Here is a 19,537-nt window from a genome sequence, read left to right on the forward strand (position 1 = left end):
TTCGGGGAGGGGGCTCTCGTCCCCACCGTTTCCACGAAAGGAGAACCCCATGCGCATTCTCCTGATCGGTCCTCTTCTTCTCTTCCTCGCCGCCGCCGCTTTCGCCGGTCCGGGCGAGGGGGAACTCTCCCGCGCGGAAGAAACGCAGGGCGCCTTCGACATCCCCTGGTCGACGATCGGCGCCGGAGGCGCCCCCGGGGCGAGCGCCAATTTCCGCTCCAACGGCACACTCGGCCAATCGACGCCGATCGGCCTCTGCGGAAGCGCGAATATCGATCTCCACGCCGGCTTCTGGAGAAAGATCGCCGTCGCCACCGGCGTCCTGGAGGACGTGCTTCCCCCGATCTTCCGGAACGCCCTCCTTCCGAACGCGCCCAATCCCTTCAACCCGGCGACCACGATCCGTTACGAGACGGCCGAAGCGGGCCCCGTGGAGATCGTCGTCTACGGCGTCGGCGGGCGGGCGGTTCGCACCCTCATCCGCGAAACGCTCGGCCCGGGCCCGCACGAGACGGTGTGGGACGGAACCGACGACCGGGGAGCACCCGTCGGCTCCGGCGTCTACTTCTGCGCCCTTCGGATCGGCGCGACCAACCAAGTTCGTAAAATGGTCCTCGTGAAATAAAGGAGAGAACCATGAAATACCCGGCCCGTCTCTTTCTCACGCTCTTCTGCCTTCTCTTCTTCGCGTCCCTTCTCCACGCCGCCGTGCCCGGCCTCATGAACTACCAAGGGGTTCTGACCGACGCGGGCGGTGCGATCGTCCCGGACGGCGACTACGACGTCTTCTTCGCCATCTACAAGGACAGCGTCGACGCGGATTCGGTCTGGTGCGAATCGCGGACGGTCACCGTGGAGGAGGGCGTCTTCAGCGTGATCCTCGGCTCCCTCTCTCCCCTCACGGAGAACACCTTCGAGGACACGCCCCGCTGGATGGGGATCACCGTCGAGTCCGATCCGGAGATGACGCCGCGGATGAAGATCACCGCCGTTCCCTGGGCGATCCGCGCGGCGGTGGCCGATTCGGCGGTGGTCGCCGGCGGCGCCGGTGCCGACGCCGACTGGACGATCTACGGCGACAACATGTACTCCGGCGTGAGCGGCAACGTGGGGATCGGCACCGACGATCCGCTCTACCCTCTCCACGTCGTCGGGAACGATTCGATCGGATCGGCGATGATCGGCCCCGAAGCGACCATCAACGAGGACAGCCGCTTTCTCTTCAGCGAGGACGACGACGGCACCTACGGGATATTCCTCCACTACAACGGTGCGGCGAACCAACTCGAGATCGGCGGCCTCGCCGGAGGGACCGAGTACGGACCCCACGCGGTCTTCTCCCGGAATTCACCGTTGATCGAGTTTTCGGGCTCCGCCGGCTCCGCCCTTTTCAATCTGAACGGTCTGGGAAACAGCACGGTGACCCTCCCCGGGGACGCGGTCGCCGCGGCGGAGATCCTCGACGAGCCCGGCGTGGCGTGCAGCACCTGGACCGGCACCTATCAGTGGATCGGCTCCACGCCGACGGTTCTCCTTTCGCGAAGCATCGTCTGCCCCGCAGCCGGGTATGTACTGGCCATCGCCACCGCCCACGTCCAGTGGCACATCGGATCGTCGTACGCCTTCGACTGCCACTTCGCCCTCTCCACCCAAACCACCGTCATGCCCGATCCTTACTACAGCCTGCAGTTACCCGGCGGGATGCCCTGGGGAACCTACAACCAGCCGGTGACGATTCATGGTCTCTTCCCGGTTTCCACGGCGGGCACCCACACCTTCTACTTCCTCGGGGAAATTCAGGTATCGGACTTCGATCTCTACGATAAAACGCTCACGCTCCTTTACGTTCCCACCGCCTACGGAAACGTGAGCGAGCCGCTCACCGCCGGTGGACCGGTGAACGATCCCGAGGTCGGCGCCGAGCGCGCCGCCGCCGAAGCGGCGAACGCGGCGAGGCTGGAGAAGGAGGTCGCCGGGCTTCGCGAGGAGATCGAAGCGATTCGCGCGGAACTCCGCGCGGAGGAGGACCGCTAGAGCGAACGGCGCGACGAAACAACGGCATCGAACGGGGGTACGCGCAGGCCCCGAAAAAGAAGACGGCCGCCCCCTCGGCGTGGGAGTGGCGGCCGTCCTATTTCCATCGGGCGGTTCTACCGGATCAGCTCCGCTTCACGCAGCGGAAACCGCCGTCCCAATAGCTCCGTTTCGGAGAGCGATGGCCGCGCGCGAACGTCTGGATCTCCCAGGAGCTGACGTTCCACGAACCGCCGCGCACCACGCGGTCGAAGCTCCCCGCGCCGATCCAGCTGTGGCACCACTCGTAGACGTTCCCCGCCATCTCGCAAACACCGTAGGGACTGACGCCGCTGGTGCCGCCCACGGGCGCCGTGTCGTAGCGGCAGTCCCCGTAGTTGACGAGGCCGCAGTTGATCACGCCGTGCTCGTCCCAAGGATCGTCGTTCCCCCAGGGATACTGGTACCCCGTGTTCCCCCGCGCCGCCATCTCCCACTCCTCCTCGGTGGGGAGGGCGAGCCCGTAGTGCTTCGCGAAGGCGTACGCGCCGAACCAGGTCACCTGCACGGCCGGGTGGTTCTCGTATCCGGGGACGATGACGAAGGCGCCGCCTGAGTAGGTGATCCTCTGTTCATAGGGATGCTGGGAGTACGCGTGCAGGTCGAAAAGAGGGACGGTCCCGGCGCTGTACATCTCGTCCCCTTCGTAAGTCCCCTGCACGGTGCTGGCGACGCTGTCGCCCAAGAAAAAGAAAAACGCCTCCCCCGCCGCTATCGCCTCCTCCAGGAAGGCGACATACTGCGCGTTGGTCACCTCGTACTTCATGATCTTGTAGGCGGTATCGATCGTCGAAGCGGCGGCGGAGTCCCCATAGGTATAGGCGCCGGCGGGGATATCGACCCACTCGAAGGTCGTCGTCCCCTGGGGATCGCCCGATTCGTCGTCATCGGAATCCGATTGCAACAGATCACAGGACAAGAACGAACAGCAGAAGAGCGCGAGGCCGAAAATCAATAGCAGCCTTTTCACGGTTGTTCCTTTCCGGCGGAGAGTGCTCGCCATCTCATACCCCCCTCTCATGTCTCGGGGCGTTTACGGACGTGCCGATCGGAAATACGAAAACGAAAGAACCAACGACAAGGGGAAGGCAGTGTTCGGGAATCAGCTCTCTCCGGAGAGATCGCCGATCATGGGAGGAATAGCGTGCGGACCAGGCACCCCGCCGATGACCGTTCGTGTCTTTTCATTTTATCGCAGGGCCGGCCTAACTGCAAGCGGGAATGGAGGGTGCGGGCGTGGGCGCTCAGCGTTCTCGTCGCTTCGGATTCCGGGGATCGGGGCGATCCTTCCAGTTCCACCACTTGAGCAGTTCGGGGTCGGGACGGCGGGAAACGGCGAAATAGACGGCCGAGCGGAAGACGTAGAGGACGCAGCGGTCGATCGGCCCCCCGCGGAGGATCTGCAAACGACCGTACATTTCTTCCGGGTCGGCTCCGTGGAGATTCGCGACGGACCGAAAGCCGAGGTCGACGAGATCCCGGGAGATGCTCGGCCCCACGCCGGGAATCGTCCGGAGGTCGTTCGGTTCGGAGATTTTTCGTTTCATCGCCTCATCCCCACGTTGCCCTTCCTTTTCTCTTTGCCGTACACGATTTCGACTCTCCCGGGTGGTTGCCGGCGCGGATCCGCTTCCCCCGCGTCAAGTCATCGCTCCTCCCGTAGCCGTAGGTCGATCCGGTATGTTCTTCCGGAACGTTCCATCACTCTGCCCTCGAATCCGGCGCGGCGGGCGAGGCGGAGAACCTCCTCGGCAGCGCGGGTCTCCCGCGGCCAGCGAACGCCGTACCCCGTTTCGATCTCCCGACCGGCGGCGATCACCCGGAGGGGAAGGGCGACCGCCTCGCTCGTATCTCCATCCGGACGCACCGGTAGCTCCGCGTCCCAGATCAGGAAACGCCCCTCCGGTCGCAGAGTCCGCGCCGCCTCCTCGAACAGACGATCCAGGTCTTCGCGTCCCGGCAGATAGAGAAGCGTAAAGAACGCGACGGCCAGTGGGAAGACCCGGTCGGGGAAGGGGAGCGCCCGCGCGTCGGCCGCCACCTTGCGCGGACCCTCCGGCGCCTCCTTCAGTTCGCGCGGGGAACGGTCCACCGAGATCGTCTTCTCCCCCGCCAGGAGACCGACGATCCCCTCACCCCCTCCGCCGATGTCGAGCACGGGGCCGACGTCCGGGAACTCCCCGATCCGCACCTCTTCTTTATCGAGGAAGCACACCGAATCCGCCGACGTCATCCCGCATGCGCTCCCTGCCCGGTGGAATCAAAAGCGAAGGACATCTTCGACATCGCCCCCCTAAGCCGCGCAGTCGTCCAACCGTTCGATCCGCGCGCCGAGGCGGCGGAGGCGCTCGTCGATCTTCTCGTAGCCCCGATCGATCTGCTGGATGTTGTGGATCATCGAGATACCCTCCGCCTGAAGCGCCGCGATCAGAAGAGCCATACCGGCGCGGATATCCGGGCTGGAGAGGTTGCGGCCGACGAGGTTCGCCGGTCCGTTCACCACCGCGCGGTGCGGATCGCAGAGGACGATCTTCGCCCCCATGGCGATCAGGCTGTCGACGAAGAAGAGCCGGCTCTCGAACATCTTCTCGTGGATCAGCACCGTTCCGCGCGATCGGGTCGCGGTGACGAGGGCGATCGATGTGAGGTCCGCCGGGAAGGCGGGCCACGGGCCGTCGGCGATGCTCGGGATCGCCCCGCCGAGATCGCAGCACACCTCCAGGTCCTGCCCGCCCGGCACGACGAGGTCGCCGCCGGAGAGGCGGGTCTCCACGCCGAGGCGGCGGAAGGCCATCCGAATCATGCGGAGATGCTCCGGAACCACGTCGCGTATCGTCGTCTCGCCGCCGGTCACCGCGGCGAGACCGATGAAGCTGCCGATCTCGATGTGGTCCGGCGATACGCGGTGCTCGCAGCCTCCCAGCTCCGGCGTCCCTTCGACGGTGAGAACGTTGCTCCCGATCCCGTCGATCCGCGCGCCCATCGCGACGAGCATCCGGCAGACCCCCTGCACGTGCGGCTCGCAGGCGGCGTTGTAGATGACGGAGGTCCCCGTCGCGGCGGCGGCGGCCATCACCACGTTCTCCGTCGCCATCACCGACGCCTCGTCGAGAAAGATCTCCGTCCCCCGGAGTCCCCGCGGTGCGGCCAGGTGATAGGCCTTGCCGGCGCTCACCTCGACGCCGAGCGCTTCCAGCGCGAGAAGGTGCGTGTCGAGCCGCCTCCGGCCGATTCGATCCCCGCCGGGGCGCGGCAGAGTGACGTGCCCCCGGCGCGCGAGGAGCGGTCCCGCGAGGAGGAAAGAGGCGCGTATGCGCGCGCAGGTTTCCTGGTCCGGCTCGGCGTCCTTGATCCCCGAAGGATCGATCGTGACCGTGTCCGGAGTCAGGGTGTCCATCGATGCGCCTGCGCTCCGAATCGCGTCGATCATCGTGCCCGTGTCGCCGATCCGCGGCACGTTCCGGAGGGTCACCGGCCCGCCCGCGAGAAGAGAGGCGGCCAGCACGGGAAGCGCTTCGTTCTTGTTCCCCGAAGGAATCACTTCGCCCGAAAGCGGGATCCCCCCTTCCACGCGAAAGATCGCCATGACGCAAACCTCCTCCCCGCCGCCGGGCGCGGACGAACGGCCGACTCGTTTCTCCGGCGCCAGTATACAAGGGGGAACGGGGAAAATCACGCGCCGCCGGGCGCTCCCTGCGTCCCCTCTCCGGCGAGGCGGGAGAGAAGGATGCCGGCGAGGATCGCCGCGCAGCCGATCGCCCCGCGCCCGTCCATCCCCTCACCAAGGAGAAGAGCCCCGCCGAGAGCGGCGAAAACCGTTTCCAGGCTGAGGAGAAGCGCCGCGTGCGCGGGCGGGGCCGTCCTCTGCGCCGCGACCTGCAGCGTGAAGGCGACGCCGACGGACATCACCCCTCCGTAGAGAATCGGAACGGCGGCGGCCCGGACCCCGGCCGGATCGACCGTTTCGAAGACGAGGGCGGCGACGGCGCTCGCCGCGGCGCAAAACGAAAATTGGAGAAAAGCGAGTCGGAGCGCCCCGGTCCGCCGGACGGCGCGATCGACGATCAACACGTGAACCGCCCAGAAGAAAGCGCCGGCGAGGACGAGACCGTCGCCCGGCGCGAGGCGGAATCCGGAGCGGACGCTGAGGAGGTAGAGGCCGGCGACGGCGAGCGCCCCTCCCGCCCAGGTGCCGATCCCCGCCCTTCGTCCGAGGGCGATCCCGAGAAGGGGCACGATCACCACGTAGAGCCCGGTGATGAAGCCCGCTTTCCCGGCGGTGGTGGTGACGATGCCGATCTGCTGGAGGGAGACGGCGAGGAAGAGGGCGCTTCCGGCCGCGACGCCCGCCTTCAGCGCCGCCCGCCGCGGAGGGGAAGAAGACGCCGCGCCGCGCCGCCTGCCCATCAACGGAAGGATCGTGAGCGCGCCGAGGGCGAAACGAACGGCGTTGAAGGTGAAGGGCCCCGTGTGGGCCATGCCGGCCCTCTGGGCGACGAAAGAGAAGCCCCAGATCATCGCCGCGAGAAGGAGGAGCCCGTCGGCCCGCAACGATTCCCTTCGCATCAATACCTTTCGTCTCTCAGAATACGGCGGGAGGACCGGCGACGGCCCTCCCGCCCGCGGCGTTTCGGGCGGCGGCGCGCCCTACTTCTCGTTCCCCCAGAGGCGGGCCAGCTCGACCAGCGTCTTGCGGGAGGCGTCCATCTCTTCCAGACAGGCGAACTCCCGCTCGGAGTGGTAGTTGTACATCCCCGCCCACAGGTTCGGCGTCGGGAGCCCCATCTCGGAGAGGCGGGACCCGTCCGTCCCGCCGCGGATCAGCTCGTAGCGCGGCTCCACGCCCGCCTTGCGCGCCGCCTCCACGGCCAGTTCCACCGCCCGCGGCTCCTTCCGGAGCGCCTCGAGCATGTTCCGGTACTGCTTCTTCACCGACACGTCGATCGACGCCCCCGGATGTTCGGCGACGATCGTGGCGCCGACGCGTCTCAGGATCTCCGCCTGGTCCGCCAGGTCGGCTGTGTCGAAGCTCCGGAGCAGGACCTTGATCTTCACCTCCGGCACGCCCCCCTCGATCACGTAGGGGTGCAGGAAGGGCTCGCGCCCCGCGGTGGTTTCCGGCGCGAGCCGGTGCCAGGGGAGACGGGTGAGGAACTGCCCCGCCAGGCGGATCGCGTTGATCATCTTCCCCTTGGCGAGACCGGGGTGGATGTTGTTGCCGGTGACGGTGACGGTCGCCATGTCCGCGGAGAAGGTCTCCTGCTCGATGGATCCCAGCTCCGAGCCGTCCACGGTGTACCCGACCTTCGCGTCGATCTCCGCGAGGTCGATCTTGTCGGTCCCGCGTCCCACCTCTTCGTCGCAGGTGAAGACGACGCGGATCGGGCCGTGGGGGATGGTGCGGTCCTCCATCAGATCGGCGGCGGCGGTCATGATGATCGCCACCCCCGCCTTGTCGTCGGCGCCGAGGAGTGTGGTCCCGTCGGACGTGATCAGCGTCTTCCCCTTCATCCCCGCCATCTCGGGCACATCGGCGGCGCGGATCACCTGCGAGGGATCGCCGGAGGGAACGATGTCGCCGCCGTCGTAGTTGCTCCGCACCACCGGTTTCACGTTTGTACCGCTCGCCTCGGGGGATGTGTCCATGTGGGCGAACCAGGCGATCGTCGGCGCCCCTTCCTTCGTGGCGGGAACGGTCCCCATCACGATGCCGAACTCGTTCTGGCTCACGTTCTGGAGACCGAGCGACTCCAGTTCCTCCTTCAGCATGCGCGCCAGATCGAGCTGACACTCGGTGCTGGGATAGGTTTCACTCTCCTCGTTCGAGGTCGTATCCACCTTCACGTAGCGCAGGAAGCGGTTCAACAGTTCATCGGTGCTCACGATGGTCTCCTTTCCAGGGGAAGGGGTCCCCGATCGGTCGAGTGGGCAGGGCCGGGGCCGCGTCGCCCGCGGGAGCGCCGGGCCGTTTCGAGTATACCGCGCGCGGCGGATTGTTTACAGGGCGGAACCGATCGGTCCGCCGTCCGATCAGAGCGACCAGTAACGGCGGCGGCCCACCGGGCGGAAGCCGAGAGAACGCCAAAAGGAGAAGGGAACGCACGCGTCGGGGCGGATCGAGGCGGGTACTTCCGCGCGGACGGAGAGGCACCCCAGTCGCCGGAGGCGGCGAACTCCCTCGCGGACGAGGCCGGAGGCGACGCCGAGACGGCGGTTGCCGGCGAGACAGCCGACCGGACCCGCGCGCGCGATGCGGGTGGCCGGGTCGTGCTGGAAGAGACCGAAGGCGGCGATTCGCCCGTCGGGACCCATCGCGATCAGATCCAGATCGCGGCGGTAGAGGGAGCCGCGGCGCATCATGGCGCAGTATCGCTCCGCCCGTACCGGTTGATCCGGAAAGAGACGGCTCTCCGCGTCGGCCCTCTCCTGCAGCTCTTCCGGCGCGAGAAGGGAGTGGACCGAGTACCCGGAGGGATGCTCCGAAGGATCGACGGCGGCGTTCTCGCAGGAGAGTGAGAGGAGAATCGAGGCCATGCGTGTCGGCGCGAAACCGGCCGCGCCCAGGGCGCGCTCCCGCCCCCCGTCCCTCACGCCGGCCGGCACCAGCACGCCGGCGCGCGTGCCGGAGGCGGTGGCGCGGCGAATTCGGCGAGCCGTCCATAGAGCGACGGGCCCCTCCGCCTCGGGATAGGCGGGATCGGTGACGATCCACGCCGACCGGAGAAACGTGGAGACCCAGGCGAGCCCATAAGCGTGGCCGTCGTCGTCGGTCCAGAGCCGCGCGCCGGGGATCCTGTCCGCGTCCCGCTCGAAAAGAAAACGCCGCCTCTCCGCCTCACCGGGATGGAGACCGTCCGGAACGGCGAGGGCGCGCCGAAGAAGCTCGAGAAGCGGGCCGACGGTCTCCCCCTCCCGGAGGGCGACGGGCCTGGCGTCGATCGGAAAACGGTTCACGCCCCCGTCCCCCCTTCGCGCCGGTCGCCTTCGCGTACTTCGCGTACGCGGGAAGACCCGCCTTCGGCGAAGAGCCGTCGCATCCGTTTCCTTCTCCTAGGTGATCCCCGAAGGGGAGCGGGGCGTGGCGCTTGGTGGGCAAGCTCTACTGATTAGACGTCCGGCGGCGTGGTTTTGTTCGCCTATTTCTTCGCGGCGCGCCGAAAACGGAGCCGTGACGTTCTCACCCCGCGTGAGCCGCGCGGGCGGGCGGCGGGGGGAGAAGAGTTTTTCCGCGACGGCGACCGCGGTCGCGCCGAGCGGGAACGCCGCGGGCGCACGGGCAGGTTCTTCGCGCCCTCTTCAGGATGAGATCACGGCCGGCGGCTTGGTTTTTTCGTCCTCCTTGTCCGAGGCGATCACCCAGATCGTGTAGGCGCCGATCGCGGTCCCGATCGGGAAGTTCACCAGATTCAGCGCGCCGACGATCACGGCGAGCACCTTCGCCCAACCGGCGCCCGCGAGGAGCCCGATGCCGGAGAGAAACCCGGGGAGCCCGATGAGCAACAGCAGAAAGGCGACCAGCGAGCCGACGCGGCCGGTGATCATGCGGGCGGTCGGATCACCGCTCATCACCCCCGCGAAAAGAAGAAGGGAATAGGCGATCAAAGCCACGAAGACGGGGATGATGCCGAGGGCGATGTGCAGCCCGCCCAGGATGGTGCGGTGTCGTTCGTACATGGTTCCTGCCTCCGGTGGATGTTCGTTTTGCCGAGGGTCGCGCCCGCCGAGGCGCCTCCACAAAGAGACTACGACCCCGGGCGGCCGCCGGTTTCGTCCGGGCCGGTAGGATCGGGAAACCCGCGGGCGCGGCGCAGACTCCTCCAGAACGGTTTATACAAAAAGCTGTCGGCGCCGATGGCGCAGAGTCGCTCGAACATCAGACGGGTGACGGTGAAGGCGAGGATCTCCGGCGGCAGATGGGCGCGCATGGCGATGTCCGTGGCGCCCACCACGGCCCGCGCCGCGTCCGGATCGCCGAGAAGGACGCCGATCTCCATGCATCCCGAGCCGAAGGGGACCGCCGCCGGCTCCGGATCGCCGGGCCGGTGATGGTACTGCGCGCCGAGAAGAAGCAAGGAGAGGCGGTCGGGGTCGACGAAGAAGGTGATCGTCCGTAGATGGTCCCACGCCTCCGGGCGGAGCGGTCCGAAAAGAAGATGCGGGTGCTCCGCGCGGTAGGGGACGCGGTGGTCGAGCCAGGCTTGCATCAGACCGTGCGACTCCTTCAGTCCCTCGCCGTCCACGAGGAAGCGGACGAATTCGTCGCGGGATCGTCCCTCCCTCCCGAAGAGCCAGTAACCCGCTCCGCCGCAACCGAAGCGGTCCGCGGTGAGATGGAGCGTTCGGCCGGCGATCCAGTCCTCGTAGGCGGCGAAAAGACACTCCCCCTTGCGGGGTTTCTTGAGGGGTTCGAAGGGGGCGGGATCGGGGGCGTCGTAGAACCCGACGAGGGGGGTTTCGATTCCGGCGACGGCGAGCAGACGGGAAGGATCGGGCGGCATGGTCACATCCTCCGGACGTCCCCGGGCCGGGCGTCCGGATCCGAGTGTGGTCCCCGCCGATGAGCCCGGTCAAGGCGGAAAGAAGGGGCGTCAGCGCGGAGAAGGGGGCGGGGCCGCGCAGGCGGCGCCGCGGCCGTGGTGCGAAACGAGCAGGGCGAGCAGCTTCGCCCGCGCCTCCGGGCCGAGGCCGAGACGCTCCGCCTCCCCCTCGAACCGTTCCGGTCCGCCGTATCCCCCGAGGTACCCGTTCAGCCGCGCCGCGGCCGTGGAGGCCGCGAACTCCTCCTCCCCCGGATAGGCGGCGCGCATCTCCTCCATCAGAAAGCCGGCCTGCCGAAGGAGGTATTTCTGATGATACGCCTCGGCGGGCCAAAAGGAACCGGCCGTTTCGATTTTGGTGTAAACCTTCCGGCCGAGACGTTCCTCGTTCCGGGTGAGGCTCTCCCGCGCGAGGCGCTCCTGTTCGGCGCCGTGGGTGAAGATCGCGGAACGGTACTGGGCGGACCAGGGCCGGGCCGTCGGGTCGTGCTCCTCCCAGAATACGCGAAGAAGATCCTCATAGCCGACCCGCGCCGGGTCGTATTCGACGCGAATCGTCTCGGCGTGATCGCCGAGAGAATGATAGGTGGGGTTTTCCTTCCGGCCCCCGGCGTAGCCGACGGTGGTCCGAAGGACACCTTCCAAGCTCCCGAACCGGGAGTCGGGTCCCCAGAATCAGCCGAGGGCGAAGTCGGCGACCCGCGTCTCCGCCGGGCGCTCCCCGTCGATGGGCGGCGCGGGGCGGCTCGGCGCGGCGTTTGGCTTTCTCGACATGGCCGTTCCTTCTCTCGGAGCGGCGGCGGCGAGCACGATCATCGTGGCGAGCACCGCCGCGGCGCGCATGGTTCGCATGGCGTTCCCCTTTCTCCGGGGCTTTCCTTCTTGGAAGATAATGCGCCCCGCCCCGCCGCGCGAGCCGCCCGTCCGCGGGATCAGAGCGTGCGGGGAAGAGGGATGGGGGAGCGGGCCCGGCGCGCGGCGCGCACCGCGTCGACCGTGTAGAGGGCGAGGGCGACCCAGACGGCGGCGAAGCCGATGAAACGAACCCGCTCGAACGGTTCGCCGTAGACGAGAACGCCGAGGAGAAACTGCAGCGTGGGAGCGATGTAATGGAGAACGCCGATGGTGACGAGCCGGACCCGGCGCGCGGCGTGGGCGAACCAGAGAAGGGGGAGGGCGGTGACGGTCCCGGAAAGGGCGAGTAGTATGTCGATCCGCGCCCCGGCGTGGCCGAAGGCGCCCGCGCCGGTCCGCTCCAGGAAGAGCAGATAGGCGAGTGCGGGCATGAAGATGAGCGCCGCCTCGATGGAGAGCCCCTCGAGGGAGTCCAGAGGCGCCGTCTTCCGGAGGAGGCCGTAGAGGCCGAATGTGGCGGCGAGGACCAGGGCGATCCAGGGGACGCCGCCGTACCGCCAGGCGAGCCAGGCGACGCCGGCGCCGGCGACGGCGATGGCCGCCCACTGGGCGGGCCGCGGCCGCTCGCGAAGGAAGAGAACGCCGAGGAAGACGTGAACCAGCGGGTTGATGAAGTAGCCGAGGCTCGCGTCCACCATCCGGCTCTCGGTCACCGCCCAGATGTACACGGACCAGTTGACGGTGATCAGCGACGCGGTGAGGAGGAAGAGGAAGAGCGTGGCGGGGCGGCGCGCCTCGCGGAGCACGCGCCGCCACCGTCCGCCCGGAAGGAGAAGTAGGGTGGTGAAGAGGAGCGACCAGGCCATCCGGTGGCAGAGGATCTCCCGGGCGGGGACGCCGTGGATCGCCTTCCAGTAGATCGGAAGGAGCCCCCAGAGCACGTAGGCGCCGACGCCGTAGAGCACGCCCGCGCGCGCGGAGCCCGGCGCAGGGGCGCCTCTCCCCTCCCTACCGGTCAACGCCGTACCGTTCCCAGATCACGTTCACGATCCGCCAGTCGTCGCCGAAACGGGCGAGATGCAGGTAATCGACGAAATCCGCCGACACGGTTTTCACGACGGCCGTGTTTCTTTGCATATCCAGGATTTCAACCCGTAACACCTTCGCCCCCGGATCATCGCTCCTCCCCGGCCGGGCGGCGACGGCGCCGAGCAGTTCCTCTTTCGTGAGGGGAACGAGCGTGACGGCGCCGCTCTCCCGGTCGCGCAGCGCCCCCCGCTTCGCCAGGTCCGGGTGGAGCGCCCGGTCCATCCTCTCCACGTCGCCCGCGTACCACCCCTCGATGTAATCCCTCGCCGCCGCTTCGATCCTCTCCCGGGCGGCGTTTTCGAGAGCCCATTCGGTGACGTCGCCGATGCCGTCCTTCTTTTCGGAACAACCCTCCGGATCGCGGACGCAGCGGAAACCGACGTTGCAATCGATCCAATAGGTGGGGAGATGGTGACGGCGGGAGACGGAGATGCAACCGGGTCCCGAATGCCATCCGCCCCCGCGAACGACGTGCTCCCCTCCCTTCGCCGGTCCCATCGGGTTTCGCGCCGGGCTCCGGTCGTAGTAGCGGGGATCGTAGCGGTCCAGCACCCATTCGGCGGTGTTGCCGGTCATGTCGTAGAGGCCGTACCCGTTCGGCCCGTAGCTTCCGACCGGCCTGGTCCCTTCGGACTTATAGTAATTCGCGAAGCTGGTGTCCCGTTCTTCCCCCCAGGCGTACGGGGCGCCCTCCAAACCTCCCCGGGCGGCGTACTCCCACTCCGCCTCGGTGGGGAGGCGTTTGCCGCACCACTCGGCGTACGCCTTCGCCTCGGCCCAGGAAACGCCGATCACGGGGTGGTCCGGCCACTCCGGCCCGCAGCGGAACGACTCGTCGCCCCAGAATTCGTTCGGCGCGCGTCCCGTCGCGTTCAGGAAAGCCTCCCAGTCGGCGCAGGTCACCTCGTACCGGTCGATGTGAAACGAATCGACCCGGACCTCGTGGACCGGACCATCGGTGAGTCCCCCCTCTTTCCCCATCGAGAAAGAGCCGCCGGGAACGAGGACCATCTCGTCCCGGGGAAGGGTCTCCCCCACGGACCAGCGGCCGTGAACATGGCGGGTGCAGGCGGAAAGGGGCAGGGCGAGGAGGACGAGCGCGACCGGGATCGCGCGTTTCCATCGGCTCACGGGTCTCTCTCCTTCTCGGCGGGGGCGTGGTGGGCCCGTCCCCAGGGCTTCGGATCGATCGTCCGCTCCGGTTTCCGCGGAAGGGACGCGCTCGTGACTCGAGAAAAGTCGGTGGAACCGTCGGCCGGGATGGAACGCGCGCCGACCGCCCGCCCGCCCGTCCCGTCCCCCTGCTTACACCCAACCGGGCCGGCGCGTTCCCGGACGGACCGGCGGAGCGGATCAGCGCGCCGCGCCGTCGCGACGCGCGTGCGCGGCCGTCCCCCGCCAGACCAGCGTGAGCGACTTCGCCCGTCCCCCGCCGGCGGAAAGGTCGAAACGGCAGATGATCTCCGCGTCCGCCGAGAAATAGGAATCGGGGGACTCGGCGGCGAGAGGAACGGTCCGACCCAGCATGCGGATCGCCGGCCGCCCTTCCTCAGCGAGGATTTCCAGGCGCGTGAGGCCGGGGAGATCGTCGACACGGTACGCCCCGGTCAGCCGGGGAAGGACCGCCGAGTCGGGTTCCGTCTCCCGCTTCCACTCCGCGCGAAACGCGGGCCAGCGATACGCCTCGGCGACGCTCCTGACGATCTCGTCGGCGAGACGCCCTCCCCCTTCGCCGTTGGTGAGCACCACCGCCCCCCGTCCTCCCTCGAGGAAACCGGCGATCCTCGCGCCGCAGCCGAAGCCGCCGTCGCCGTGCGCGAACCAGCTCGATTCCCCCTCGCCGCCGAGACGAAGACCGAGCCCCCACTCGCCGGCGGTCCGAGTGAGCATCTCCCCGGCGGCATCCCGGGGGAGGAGGCGGTCCGAACGACCGGCGTAGGCGTCCTGGAGGGCGATGATCCAGCGGGCCATATCCTCGGCGGTGGTCCAGAGCCCTTGGGCGGCGAGTTCGGGGTAGATGCGGACTCCGCCGAGCGTCGCGAATCCGTCGATCAGGTGTTGGGTCGCCAGGGGGAGATCCCGCCCCGCGCCGTCCTTACTGTTCAACATCGTATGTTTCATGCCGAGAGGTTTGAAGAGGATCCTCTCCATCCATGCGTCCAGCGGCTCGCCCGTCGTCTCCTCCAGGATCATCCGGAGGGCCGCGTAGCCGCCGGCGGACCAGCGGAAACCGCTTCCGGGCGGGCGGTCCACCACCACCGGCGCGTTACGCGCCGGCTTTCGCCCCTCCAGGATCTGGAGGAGCGTGGGCATCCTCTCGTCCGGCCGGAACCCCTCGAAGCCGCGCACCGTAAAACTCGCGTCGTGGCTCAGAATCCGCCGGACCGTGACCGGCGCCCCGCGGAGATGGGCGACCTCCGGCACCCGCCACGCCCGGAGCGTTTCGTTCACGTCCCGGTCGAGATCGAGCCGCCCCTCGTAGGCGAGACGGAGCGCGGCGGAGGCGACCACCGGCATGGTGACCGATGAAACCGGGAAGAGAGTCTCCGCGCCGACGGAGTCCCGGCTCCCCGCCTCGAGCACGCCGTATCCCTTCCCCCAGTCGAGTCGGCCGTCGTCGATCACGACGACGGCGACGCCGGGGACCCGATACCGCCTCATCCGATCCCGGACGGTCCATCGAGGCGCCTCGTCCCCCTCCCGGAGAACGGGCGGCAGAAGGCCCTCCTCGACGGCGCGGATCCGGTCCTCCCTCCCGCCGCCGCAGGAGACGAGAAGGAGCGCGGCGATCAAGGGAAAGAGCTTGCGGTGGTGACACATATCCCGATCCTCTCCGCGAAGGGTCGGGCCCGCGGCGCGGGCGCCGCCCATTCCCGCCCAAAATAGCACGGAACCGGCCGCCGCATCCACGGTCTCGACGGCGCCCCCCCCTTCCCCGCTCAGGTCCGGACGTTTTTGACCGATCCTTTGAGGGAGAGAATCGGTATTCCGCCGTCGAACCCCGCCGGGGGCTCGGCGGCACAATCCGGGCGAGAGGACATCATGGCTCGAATCGATCCGAGAGATTCATCGGCCCACCACCGGGAACGCGCCGATTTCCGCGCGCGCCTTCTCGCGGTGTTCTTCATTTCCACGGCGGTCTCCCTCGCCGGATGCGGAAGAGACGCCCCGAAGGAGGAGGGGAACGTCGCTCCGGGGATGGAAGCCGCCGCGGCGGAGGCGGCCCTCCTCTCGGGGAAGCGCATCCTTCTGGTGCACAGCTACCACGCCGACTACCCCTGGGTGGACGCCATCACCCGCGGGGTTCGCTGGACTCTGAAAGGAACCGGCATCGACCTCCGCGTCTTCTACATGGACACCAAGCGAAACACCGGCGAGGAGTGGAAGCGGCGGGCGGGGGAGCGTGCCTTCGCCGAGGCGGAGGCTTACGGCGCCGATCTGGTTCTCACCGTGGATGACAACGCGCAGCGTTACTTGGGCGAGCGGCTCGTGGGAGGATCCCGCCCCGTGGTCTTCTGCGGCGTCAACGGGGAACCCGCCGACTACGGCTATCCGGCGCCGAACGTGACCGGCGTTGTCGAGCGACTCCATTTCCGCAGGACCCTCGATCTTCTCGCCCGCCTCCGGCCCTACCGCCGGATCGCCATCCTGAGCAGCGACGACCCGACCTCGGCGGGGGCGATCGCGTACATGCGAACGGTTCCGGTCGACGTGGATGTCGTGGAATGGATTTTGGCGGATACCTTCACGGAGTGGAAGGAGGCGGTCCGGCGTTTCAACCGGACCGTGGACGCTTTCGGTGTGTACTCCTATCACACGATCCACGAAGAGGGAGACTCCACAAGCCTCGATCCGCAAACGGTGATGGAGTGGACCCGCAGAAACGCCTCGGTGCCCACCTTCGGTTTCTCGGAATTCGGCATCGAGGACGGCCTCCTTGTCGGCGTGGCGGTCTCCGGATTCGAGCACGGCGAGAAGGCGGCTCAGTACGCCCTGGAGATTCTGCGCGGCACGCCCATCGAGCGCCTTCCGGTGATCGAGGCGAACGTGGGGACGCCGATTTTGAACCAAACCACCGCCGATAAACTCGGCCTCGCGGTCGACCCCTCACTCGCAGCCGAAGTGCGTTTCGCCACCAACCACTGAACGACTTCCCGGCGATCGCCCGGGGAAGGGACGGATCGGTCCCTCCCGATCCGGAACGCCGGCGGAAGTAGAAGTAAAAAAAAGGCCGGACGCCCGGCCGAAGAAATCGGCCCGATGTCCGGCACGCGTCCGTTCGGAAAAGGTCTTATATCGCCGAGGCCATCTTGTCGTTCTCCCGGAGAGACTGTTCGGTTTTCTCCAGGTTGGCGAGAAGATCATGGGTCTCATGGGACGATACGGTGATTCGGTCCACCGCGTCCCCCACCTGGCTCACCAGGTCTTGCAAGCGTTCCACCACCACGCTGAAGGCGGCCCCCGCGTCGCCGGCCCGGGCGGCCTCGATGTTGCCGTTGATGGCGAGCAGCTTGATCTCCCGCAGAACCCCCTCGGTCCCGTCGGAGGTCCGGTCGATGTTCTCCATCGTGGCGCGCATCTGATCCATCAGCTCGGCGAGGCGGTTGGCGACCTCCATGCAATGCGCCCGCGAGCTTCTTTCGAGAAGATCGCTCATCATCTTGACGCCGCCGCCGGAGATGAAATCCTGGTCGGGCCGAAGCATCTCCACGATGTTCTGGCGGACCTTTGCGCTCCCCGTGATGTCCAGAACCGCGTTCACGTTCGGATCGCGGATCATCCCCTCCGAGTTATTGGACGTCGAGATGCCCAGCTTGCGAGCCAGGACCATGCCCGGCGCGGCGTTGTTCAGATCCACCACCGCTTGGACTTGGATCTCCGGGTCGCCGTGAAACATCTTCAGAATCACTGTTGCGGCTTGGCCGCCACCCACCAATACGACGTTCATTCCACGTTCTCCATGTTCGCTTCCATCGTTCCTGGTCGGTTTTTCAGTCAGCGAAGTCTCACGGCAGCTCGGGTCCACGGACAAGCCCGGCGGGATCATCTACACCGGGATAGCTTCCGTCGGCCAGGGGCTCGCGCCCCGTGATCCACTATCTTTTCCCCTGTCACCCAGTTACGAGCTTCTTACCGATCTATCGACGGATTCCGTCGATCCTGAAGGGCGATGCGCGGCGGCAGATTATAACCCATTGCAATACCTACTATTAGGGCGGTCGCTCCGGGAGCCGCGCGAGCGTTGTTTCGGCGACGGCGCCGGGAAAGACGCCGGAGCGGGTAGGCGGACCCGCGCGACACGGCGCGCCGTTGGAGAAGTCCGGTCTAATAAGAAAGAGAGGGGGCGGCAACGACCGGCCGGGGGGATTATCTTTCCATCTCAATCATTACCGCCGGGACGGCCGGCGTCGGACGCGCCGGATCTTCCTAGCCGGAGAACGGTCCCGCGGGCCGCGCCGCCCGGGTGGCGAAAAAAAGAGGGAGATAGTCGGCGAGCGCTTCCCCGGGGGCGACGTCCTCGTAGAAGCCGGTGATCGAGAAACCCGCCTCGATCTGACCGCCGATCTGATCCTCCAGGGAGTGGCCGAAATGGAGGGGCTCCTCCGCGGCGATCCGCTGCTCCCGCTCCTCCGGGTCCGCGTCGCGGAGATCGGACCAAGGGGTTCGGCGGGTGACGACAAACCGCCCGGCGTCCAGGTCCTCGTCGGAAAACAGGTAGAGGGCCGGATTGCAGAAACCGGCGAGCAGGACGCCGCCGGGGCGGAGAACGCGGTACGACTCGCGCCAAACCGGCCGCGGATCGGGCGCGAAGCAATTGGAAACGGGGTGGACGATAAGGTCGAAGGAGCGGTCGGCGAAACCGGAGAGGTCCGCCATGTCCCCCTCCAAAGTGTGAAGGGAGAGCCCTTCCCTTTCCGCCGTATCCCGGTCGCGGGCGAGCTGGCCGGGCGACGCGTCGAGCACGGTCACCCGCGCGCCGGCGGCGGCGAGAACCGGGCCCTGCTGGCCGCCGCCCGAGGCGAGACAGAGCGCATCGCATCCCGGAAGAGGCGGAAACCACGCCGCCGGAACCGGCCGGGTCGGTGTGAGAACGATACGGGGGCGGCCGGCGCGCGCGTCGGCGATCTCCCCCGGTGTCGCGGGGATGGTCCAGGGATTCCCCCGTTCCACCTCCCGGTCCCAAGCGCGGGCGTTGTACTTGTGAATGTCCATCGCGGAAACCGCCCCCCGCCGGAGAATCGGTCGCGCGGCGCCGTCCCGGCGGAGAGGGCCGCCCGAGTGTCAGATCATCGCTTTGTGGATCTTGCGCTTCAGACGGTGGATTCGCCGGCGAGCGAACTTGAGCTGTTCGGCGTCGCCCGTCCGGATCGCTTCGTCCCGTTTCACCTTTAAAGCCTTGATCCTCGCCTTCACGGTAGCCTTGTCGAGACCGACCACACGATGCTGGACGTGCATGTCGATCCCCAGCGCCTCGCAGATCCCGGGGATCAGCTGGTCCTTGCGGAGCTGGCTGAATCCCTGCACCGCCGGATGATCCATCCCCGAGGCGATCTCTCGGAGCTGAGCCACGTTCATGTGCTTCAGATCTTGATAGGTATAGGCCATGGTAGGTCCTCCTCGCGAAGGTCGACGATTGGGCGGGCGCACCGCCGGCGCGGCCCGGAGCCGGCCGGGAAAACCCGCTCACTTTCCTATAAGAAATACCACATCGGGAAGGCGAAAACCAAGGGTGCGTCACGTCCCTCCCCGGACGAAAAAGACCAGATCGCCCACGTCCTCCGGCGCGGCTCCCTCCGGATCTGCGAAGGCGGAGGGCATCCGGACCGTGCCCCGAAGGGAGACCGGCGGGGGAAGGAAAGGCACCCTCACCCTCCCCCGCCATCCCCTTCGCCTCCTCCCCGGACGGACGGCGTGATCCTTCGAGGAGAAGGGGCGGGACGGGGGCCCCCACCTCTCGAGGTGCGTGAGAAATGGCCGCGCGA

20 protein-coding genes are annotated in these 19,537 nt (G+C 67.6%); 3 read left to right on the plus strand and 17 right to left on the minus strand.

Going from position 1 to position 19,537, the window contains the following annotated elements:
- The first annotated feature begins 49 nt into the window (after window positions 1–49).
- Both JW958_13650 and JW958_13655 read left to right on the plus strand, forming a co-directional pair.
- The gene (locus JW958_13650) at window positions 50–625 is read left to right on the plus strand and encodes a hypothetical protein (protein MBN1827298.1); all 576 of its coding nucleotides are present in this window, start codon (window positions 50–52) and stop codon (window positions 623–625) included.
- 11 nt (window positions 626–636) lie between these two features.
- A complete protein-coding gene (locus tag JW958_13655) occupies window positions 637–2,034 on the plus strand; it encodes a hypothetical protein (GenBank protein MBN1827299.1) in 1,398 nt (465 codons plus the stop codon).
- Window positions 2,035–2,158: 124 nt separating this feature from the next.
- Here the strand turns inward: JW958_13655 and JW958_13660 are convergent, their stop codons facing one another.
- The 14 genes from JW958_13660 to JW958_13725 form a co-directional block, all read right to left on the minus strand.
- Window positions 2,159–3,043, minus strand: coding sequence for an SUMF1/EgtB/PvdO family nonheme iron enzyme (locus tag JW958_13660; GenBank protein ID MBN1827300.1), 885 nt, complete (start codon window positions 3,041–3,043; stop codon window positions 2,159–2,161).
- Window positions 3,044–3,317: 274 nt separating this feature from the next.
- Window positions 3,318–3,620: a helix-hairpin-helix domain-containing protein gene (locus JW958_13665; protein MBN1827301.1), complete on the minus strand. Its 303-nt coding sequence runs from the start codon at window positions 3,618–3,620 to the stop codon at window positions 3,318–3,320.
- 98 nt (window positions 3,621–3,718) lie between these two features.
- Window positions 3,719–4,306, minus strand: a complete 588-nt coding sequence (locus JW958_13670) for a class I SAM-dependent methyltransferase (protein MBN1827302.1) — start codon at window positions 4,304–4,306, stop codon at window positions 3,719–3,721.
- A 60-nt stretch (window positions 4,307–4,366) separates the two neighbouring features.
- Complete coding sequence (gene murA, locus JW958_13675) at window positions 4,367–5,659, minus strand: UDP-N-acetylglucosamine 1-carboxyvinyltransferase (protein ID MBN1827303.1); 1,293 nt, start codon at window positions 5,657–5,659, stop codon at window positions 4,367–4,369.
- An 86-nt stretch (window positions 5,660–5,745) separates the two neighbouring features.
- Window positions 5,746–6,639, minus strand: a complete 894-nt coding sequence (locus JW958_13680; protein ID MBN1827304.1) for a DMT family transporter — start codon at window positions 6,637–6,639, stop codon at window positions 5,746–5,748.
- Between the two features lie 81 nt (window positions 6,640–6,720).
- The gene (pepT, locus tag JW958_13685; protein ID MBN1827305.1) at window positions 6,721–7,956 is read right to left on the minus strand and encodes a peptidase T; all 1,236 of its coding nucleotides are present in this window, start codon (window positions 7,954–7,956) and stop codon (window positions 6,721–6,723) included.
- A gap of 147 nt (window positions 7,957–8,103) precedes the next feature.
- Window positions 8,104–9,027, minus strand: coding sequence for a hypothetical protein (locus JW958_13690; protein MBN1827306.1), 924 nt, complete (start codon window positions 9,025–9,027; stop codon window positions 8,104–8,106).
- A 342-nt stretch (window positions 9,028–9,369) separates the two neighbouring features.
- Window positions 9,370–9,747: a hypothetical protein gene (locus JW958_13695; GenBank protein ID MBN1827307.1), complete on the minus strand. Its 378-nt coding sequence runs from the start codon at window positions 9,745–9,747 to the stop codon at window positions 9,370–9,372.
- Window positions 9,748–9,815: 68 nt separating this feature from the next.
- Window positions 9,816–10,571 carry a DUF169 domain-containing protein gene (locus tag JW958_13700; protein MBN1827308.1) on the minus strand — a complete coding sequence of 252 codons (756 nt, stop codon included), beginning with the start codon at window positions 10,569–10,571 and terminating at the stop codon, window positions 9,816–9,818.
- A gap of 90 nt (window positions 10,572–10,661) precedes the next feature.
- Window positions 10,662–11,255 (minus strand): peptide-methionine (S)-S-oxide reductase, encoded by a 594-nt coding sequence (locus JW958_13705; GenBank protein MBN1827309.1) that lies wholly within the window; start codon window positions 11,253–11,255, stop codon window positions 10,662–10,664.
- Window positions 11,256–11,285: 30 nt separating this feature from the next.
- Window positions 11,286–11,462: a hypothetical protein gene (locus tag JW958_13710; GenBank protein MBN1827310.1), complete on the minus strand. Its 177-nt coding sequence runs from the start codon at window positions 11,460–11,462 to the stop codon at window positions 11,286–11,288.
- A gap of 80 nt (window positions 11,463–11,542) precedes the next feature.
- On the minus strand, window positions 11,543–12,484 hold the full coding sequence (gene rarD, locus JW958_13715) for an EamA family transporter RarD (GenBank protein ID MBN1827311.1): 942 nt from the start codon (window positions 12,482–12,484) through the stop codon (window positions 11,543–11,545).
- Window positions 12,474–13,685 (minus strand): SUMF1/EgtB/PvdO family nonheme iron enzyme, encoded by a 1,212-nt coding sequence (locus JW958_13720; GenBank protein ID MBN1827312.1) that lies wholly within the window; start codon window positions 13,683–13,685, stop codon window positions 12,474–12,476. Before JW958_13720 ends, rarD begins: the two co-directional genes overlap by 11 nt.
- A 222-nt stretch (window positions 13,686–13,907) precedes the next feature.
- The gene (locus JW958_13725; protein ID MBN1827313.1) at window positions 13,908–15,374 is read right to left on the minus strand and encodes a beta-lactamase family protein; all 1,467 of its coding nucleotides are present in this window, start codon (window positions 15,372–15,374) and stop codon (window positions 13,908–13,910) included.
- 222 nt (window positions 15,375–15,596) lie between these two features.
- Here JW958_13725 and JW958_13730 point away from each other — a divergent pair, with 222 nt between their 5' ends.
- Entirely contained in the window at window positions 15,597–16,700 is a 1,104-nt protein-coding gene (locus JW958_13730; GenBank protein MBN1827314.1) for a hypothetical protein, read from the plus strand.
- Window positions 16,701–16,845: 145 nt separating this feature from the next.
- Here the strand turns inward: JW958_13730 and JW958_13735 are convergent, their stop codons facing one another.
- The 3 genes from JW958_13735 to JW958_13745 all read right to left on the minus strand — a co-directional run bounded on the left by JW958_13735 (window position 16,846) and on the right by JW958_13745 (window position 19,160).
- Entirely contained in the window at window positions 16,846–17,502 is a 657-nt protein-coding gene (locus JW958_13735; protein ID MBN1827315.1) for a hypothetical protein, read from the minus strand.
- A 479-nt stretch (window positions 17,503–17,981) separates the two neighbouring features.
- Window positions 17,982–18,767, minus strand: coding sequence for a class I SAM-dependent methyltransferase (locus JW958_13740; protein ID MBN1827316.1), 786 nt, complete (start codon window positions 18,765–18,767; stop codon window positions 17,982–17,984).
- Between the two features lie 69 nt (window positions 18,768–18,836).
- Window positions 18,837–19,160 (minus strand): hypothetical protein, encoded by a 324-nt coding sequence (locus JW958_13745; GenBank protein ID MBN1827317.1) that lies wholly within the window; start codon window positions 19,158–19,160, stop codon window positions 18,837–18,839.
- Window positions 19,161–19,537: the final 377 nt, after the last annotated feature.

The organism is Candidatus Eisenbacteria bacterium, assembly GCA_016930695.1.
Classification (GTDB): Bacteria; Orphanbacterota; Orphanbacteria; order Orphanbacterales; family Orphanbacteraceae; genus JAFGGD01.

Excerpts from the sequence above, each read along its gene's own strand:
- JW958_13650 (MBN1827298.1), top strand. The coding sequence starts at position 50 with ATGCGCATTCTCCTGATCGGTCCTCTTCTTCTCTTCCTCGCCGCCGCC.
- JW958_13655 (MBN1827299.1), top strand. The coding sequence starts at position 637 with ATGAAATACCCGGCCCGTCTCTTTCTCACGCTCTTCTGCCTTCTCTTC.
- JW958_13665 (MBN1827301.1), bottom strand. The coding sequence starts at position 3,620 with ATGAAACGAAAAATCTCCGAACCGAACGACCTCCGGACGATTCCCGGC.
- JW958_13670 (MBN1827302.1), bottom strand. The coding sequence starts at position 4,306 with ATGACGTCGGCGGATTCGGTGTGCTTCCTCGATAAAGAAGAGGTGCGG.
- murA (MBN1827303.1), bottom strand. The coding sequence starts at position 5,659 with ATGGCGATCTTTCGCGTGGAAGGGGGGATCCCGCTTTCGGGCGAAGTG.
- JW958_13680 (MBN1827304.1), bottom strand. The coding sequence starts at position 6,639 with ATGCGAAGGGAATCGTTGCGGGCCGACGGGCTCCTCCTTCTCGCGGCG.
- JW958_13695 (MBN1827307.1), bottom strand. The coding sequence starts at position 9,747 with ATGTACGAACGACACCGCACCATCCTGGGCGGGCTGCACATCGCCCTC.
- JW958_13700 (MBN1827308.1), bottom strand. The coding sequence starts at position 10,571 with ATGCCGCCCGATCCTTCCCGTCTGCTCGCCGTCGCCGGAATCGAAACC.
- JW958_13710 (MBN1827310.1), bottom strand. The coding sequence starts at position 11,462 with ATGCGAACCATGCGCGCCGCGGCGGTGCTCGCCACGATGATCGTGCTC.
- JW958_13725 (MBN1827313.1), bottom strand. The coding sequence starts at position 15,374 with ATGTGTCACCACCGCAAGCTCTTTCCCTTGATCGCCGCGCTCCTTCTC.
- JW958_13730 (MBN1827314.1), top strand. The coding sequence starts at position 15,597 with ATGGCTCGAATCGATCCGAGAGATTCATCGGCCCACCACCGGGAACGC.
- JW958_13735 (MBN1827315.1), bottom strand. The coding sequence starts at position 17,502 with ATGAACGTCGTATTGGTGGGTGGCGGCCAAGCCGCAACAGTGATTCTG.
- JW958_13740 (MBN1827316.1), bottom strand. The coding sequence starts at position 18,767 with ATGGACATTCACAAGTACAACGCCCGCGCTTGGGACCGGGAGGTGGAA.
- JW958_13745 (MBN1827317.1), bottom strand. The coding sequence starts at position 19,160 with ATGGCCTATACCTATCAAGATCTGAAGCACATGAACGTGGCTCAGCTC.